The organism is Leptothrix toolikensis (SeqCode), from assembly GCF_057922285.1.
On the sequence record NZ_JBYSVC010000124.1, the window covers coordinates 1 to 4,683 of the forward strand.

5 protein-coding genes are annotated in these 4,683 nt (G+C 59.8%); all 5 read left to right on the forward strand.

The window, feature by feature from the left end:
* Positions 1-269: M48 family metalloprotease (locus AC3VI7_RS12145; protein ID WP_489671575.1), on the forward strand; the 269-nt coding region annotated here is incomplete at its 5' end.
* A 63-nt stretch (positions 270-332) separates the two neighbouring features.
* Positions 333-695: a hypothetical protein gene (locus AC3VI7_RS12150; RefSeq protein ID WP_489671164.1), complete on the forward strand. Its 363-nt coding sequence runs from the start codon at positions 333-335 to the stop codon at positions 693-695.
* A 693-nt stretch (positions 696-1,388) separates the two neighbouring features.
* Positions 1,389-3,134 carry a retron Ec67 family RNA-directed DNA polymerase/endonuclease gene (locus AC3VI7_RS12155; protein WP_489668633.1) on the forward strand — a complete coding sequence of 582 codons (1,746 nt, stop codon included), beginning with the start codon at positions 1,389-1,391 and terminating at the stop codon, positions 3,132-3,134.
* 327 nt (positions 3,135-3,461) lie between these two features.
* Positions 3,462-4,403, forward strand: a complete 942-nt coding sequence (locus AC3VI7_RS12160) for a hypothetical protein (protein WP_489668573.1) — start codon at positions 3,462-3,464, stop codon at positions 4,401-4,403.
* A 39-nt stretch (positions 4,404-4,442) separates the two neighbouring features.
* Positions 4,443-4,683: AAA family ATPase (locus AC3VI7_RS12165; RefSeq protein WP_489671576.1), on the forward strand; the 241-nt coding region annotated here is incomplete at its 3' end.

Genomic DNA, 4,683 nt, shown 5'->3' on the forward strand with positions numbered 1-4,683 from the left:
TGTTGAGCAGCGCGCCGTTGCTCTTGGGGCAAATGGCCTATTCGCGCGACATGGAGCGCGACGCCGACGAGCACGCCATCGCTGTTTTGCAGGCCAACCGCATCGAACCCATGGTGTTGGCCGTGCTCTTCGAGCGCCTGCAAGCCGGCCAGGCGACCGCTCCTGACGGTGTGCCCGAGGACGTTCCCCACGATTGGGGGATCGGTTTTTCGTCCCATCCCCCCACAAAAGAACGGATTGAGCGACTCAAGGCGGCCTCTTCGCGTTAAAAACGCTTGGGCCGCCTCTACGATGCGCGTTGGTTAGTCTGGGCGGAAAAAGGAAGAAGGGGCATGGGTTCACACGTCACGGCAAGTTGTCCTTGCGGTTTTCAAACCAAAAGTTTGGTGGGTGGTGGCATTTCCAACCACGACATCGTTTGCCTGTTCCCGTGCGTGTGCCGTCATTGCAACGAGCTGATCACGGTCAACCTCTACGACCGCAAAAAAGCCTGCCCGCATTGCCGCAAGCCCTATCCCATCCCGTATCACCATCCGGTGCTCTATGAGCCCAAGCTTGGCGATTTACCGCTGGTGAGCTGGAACGCCCGCCAAAAACTCGGCCGCGTCCTGCGCCTGACCAACGGTGCCTACCGCTGCCCCAAATGCAACCACATGACCCTGCGCTTTGCCATGAGCGGCATTTGGTTTGATTGATCGGTGACTCGTGGGGCATCGTCGGTTCTGACGCTGCTGCAATCCCGCCGCCGCAGGCTGATCCAGCGCCCCAGCCGCCAGCCCTGCGGCCCCGCCACTTTCCGTTGACGCCACAGGCTGCTGCGGGTGGGGAATCGACCTAGGCCGTGCCGGAACGCCCTTGCGCCGCCCGGCCATCAGCCCATACCACCCGGGAACCGTCACCCGGCCTTTGGGAACCAAGGCTAGGCGTCCGGGAACCGGGTTCTGTGCTGCGGGAATGCGCGTGGATGGTGCCGCCGTGGTTTTCTTCTTCGGCAAGATACCGTTGACGCAAGGGGCGCGTGAAGTGAGGCGGTCTTTGGCGAGCAATACGCAGAGAGCCTGCTTGTCATTGACGGGTTGAGGGCCATTAGGCTGCGGGGCGGCTGCCGTTGACCATGAACTGTCGTTCAGTTTGCCGCAGTTCAGCGTGCCCCTTTCGGCGATCACGGAGCAAGCAAATACCATCCTCAGCGACTCAGGCTGAACTGGCTTGAGCTAAGATCTTCGCCGGGTCTGTGAGCGGACTTTGGTGCTCTGAATCGGAGCACGTGACAAAAATGGATGGGGCTATGCCCTGCACTATCTTTAAGCAACCTTACCGCAGCACTGGCGTAGGAGCGCTCACAGATCCCCTTATAAGGGAGAAAGCTCTTGTCGGCCCTAGCAGTCTTGAAGACATGCATGTCATTGCACGATGTAGCCCAGATGCTCGGCTTCACGCCACGAGCGGTGGCTTATCTCCTCTACAAGCTTCCGGAACATTCCAAGTACACGCTCTTCAGCATCCCGAAGCGTTCCGGCGGCACGCGAACCATCGCAGCGCCCTGCGACCAACTGAAGCTACTGCAGCGCAATCTGGCAGATATCCTCCAAGACTGCCTTGAAGAGATTCAAGTCAAGCTCGGAAAGGCAGACGGAAGCAAGTGGCCGGATCGCATTTCCCACGGCTTCAAGCGTCGTAGATCGATTGTCACCAACGCCTTGCAACATCGCGCCCAGCGCTTCGTGTTCAACGTTGACGTTGAAGATTTCTTCGGTAGCATCAATTTTGGGCGAGTCCGGGGATTTTTCATCAAGGATCGAGAATTTGCCCTGCATCCTCCTGTTGCCACCGTCCTTGCACAGATCGCCTGCTTCCAGAACGCGCTTCCACAAGGCAGCCCATGTTCTCCGGTTATATCGAACCTAATCGGACATGTGGTGGACATCCAGCTGACCAAACTTGCCCAGGCGGAGGGTATTACCTACTCTAGGTATGTCGATGATCTGACGTTCTCAACAAACAAACGCACGTTCCCTCCTTCCGTTGCTGTCACGGGCGAGATAGTGGCTCATAAGTGGGTCCCCGGCGGCGCTCTTAGGCATTTGGTCGATCGAGGTGGTTTTCGGCTGAACGAGGCAAAGACCCGCATGCAGTACCACGACTCGCGTCAGCTAGTGACTGGACTCGTGGTCAATCGAAAGATCAATGCTCCCGATGAGTACCGCCGCCACGTGCGCACGCTCGTTCACACTTACACCTCCACAGGCTCTTTCTTCGTTAAGAAGAAAGGCGATGCCTCGGTCGGCCCAGTGCAAGAAATCAAAGAAGCCGGCAAGCCAGAGCAGCTAAGAGGCATGCTCGAGTACATCGTGTACGCAAGCCGCCGTGGTTCTGTCGCTGACTACGCCGTGCCCCTCAACGCACCTGAGAGGCTGTATCGGACGTTCGTCCTGTTCCACGACTTCTACGCGCCGTCGATGCCGCTCGTCCTGTGCGAAGGCAAGACAGACTTGGTTTACATCGCGCAGGCCGCTCGCGCTTTAGCGACGAATTATCCGCAGCTGGCTAACGTGGCGGCGGACGGAAAGATCAAGCTTCTCTTCAGGCGCCACCGCTACCCGATCAAGGATCGCGGAAAACTAACTGCAAGAGTGCTAGGAATTCATGGGGGGACACCCCATATCAAAGAGTTCATCCAAACCCTGCATCACGAATACAAAGACATCAAGGCACCTCCCGGAAACCAGCCCGTAATCATTGCGCTCGACGACGATGACGGCGTCAAAAAGATACGCGCATATGTCAAAGGTATGTTCGGCAAGGACTTGGATCAATCTGTCGGGTTCCATCACCTCTTTGGGAACGTATACATCGTTCTCACGCCGACCTCTGCCGGGAAAACGTCGTCCGATATGGAAGACCTTTTCAGCGCAGCCACGCATTCCGTCCCCGTCAATGGGCGAACCTTTGACCGCTCCAAGGACAGCGACACAAAGACGACTTACGGCAAAGCGACGTTTGCCTACGAGGTCGTTGCGAAGAAGGCAGCCAGCATTGATGCCAGCATTGATTTCACGGGCTTCCAGCCATTGTTAGACCGATTCGTTAAAGCGCTGAACGACTATCGAAAGCGTCGTGCAGCTGCTCCATAAGTCGCGGTCTCCACATTCGCGCCAACGCTCGAAAAAACTCCGTAGCTGCCCTACCTGCCATGCTAGCAATGAACCACCGCCAACCGTTCTCCCCACATCCACGTTCGACGATATCGATTAACGCATGCGTGGCATCACCGCGTTCGGTGTCGGCAAAGTACCCGCCCTCCCAAACCTTAGCAACCAACTGGAACGGATGTAACGCCTTTCTGCCAAGGGTGGATGGTGGTGGGTCGTGTCTATAGAGTGGATTGCGGATCCAGGGCGCGTGGCCTCGGGATGGGGTGGCGGCCTTGCGGTTCGGCAACATTCTCAGGGAGCAAGATCATGGAGTTCCATCAAAGCATCCAAAACCGTACGACGCAGACGGTGGCGGTGATCAATACCTTTGCAGCCGGCCTTTCGGTGGCCGGGGTCGATGCGGCTGGGTTGGCCGCGCAGGGCTTGGCGTTGGACCCGATGGCGCAGCAGCGCGACCATGCGCTGGCCGACTACGACGGTGCCAACAACGCTGAGCGTCGCGGCCTGCTGGCGCTCCAGCATCTGGTGCTGACGCTGCCCAAGGTGGTGGAGGCCGAACTCGATGACCACGTGCACGAGGAGAGTGCGCTCATCGACCTGCTTGCGCCGGCCTATGCCATCAAGCCGCGCACCACCGAGGCCGCACTCAGTCGCGGCCACAAGCTAGCCAGTGCGCTGGAACGCATCAACGCCTATCTGGCGGCCATGCAGCCACCCCGCGCCGGCATCGTCAACGACGCGCAGGGCCTGGTCGAACTCAACGCCGCCATGGAAGCCCAGACCGTGCTGGCGCAGACCCTGGCCAACGGCAGTGCGCGCCTCAACCACGCCCGCGTGGATCTGCGTGAAGCCGCCGTTGCGCTGGACCGCCTGAACAAGCGCTTTTACGCCCGCATGCAGGCGCTGGCCCGCGCCAACCCGGCGCTGGCACGGGCCATGACGCAGATCGACACCGGCGCGCCCAACCTGCCCGCCACGCTCAGCATCAAGGATGTGGTGCAGGGCGGCGAAGACCACCTGCATGTGCTGGTGGCCTACGACCCCGCCAGCGTGGACGGCAAGGCCGACAGCACGCTGGAGTGGCAGATCGCTGGGGTCGATGCCGATTTCTCCCGCACCGTCCGGGTCGATCCGAGCGGCAACGCCATCGGCCCCTTCAGCGCTGGGCAGCTTGTCAAGCTCAGAACCCGCGTGCGTAACGGCAACGGCAGCGCCACCAGCGCGGTGCGCAATCTGGGCATTGTTTGAACATCACATGACGGGGCGGGCTCGCTACACTCGGGCCTCATGAGCTCCACCCGCCCCGTTTTGTCCCGCCGCAAGCTGCCGATTGGCATCCAGACTTTGAGCGAGATTCGCTCCAGCGACGCCTACTATGTGGACAAAACGGGGCTGGTGATCGACTTGATCGAATCGGGCAAGTGCTTCTTCCTCAGCCGGCCGCGCCGCTTTGGCAAGAGCCTGCTGGTGGACACGATGAAGGAGCTGTTCGAGGGTAACCGGGCGCTTTTTGCCGGCTTGGCGGCCG

Bases quoted from the DNA above. Each gene is read 5' to 3' on its own strand.
- AC3VI7_RS12150 (WP_489671164.1), top strand. From the start codon at position 333: ATGGGTTCACACGTCACGGCAAGTTGTCCTTGCGGTTTTCAAACCAAA.
- AC3VI7_RS12160 (WP_489668573.1), top strand. From the start codon at position 3,462: ATGGAGTTCCATCAAAGCATCCAAAACCGTACGACGCAGACGGTGGCG.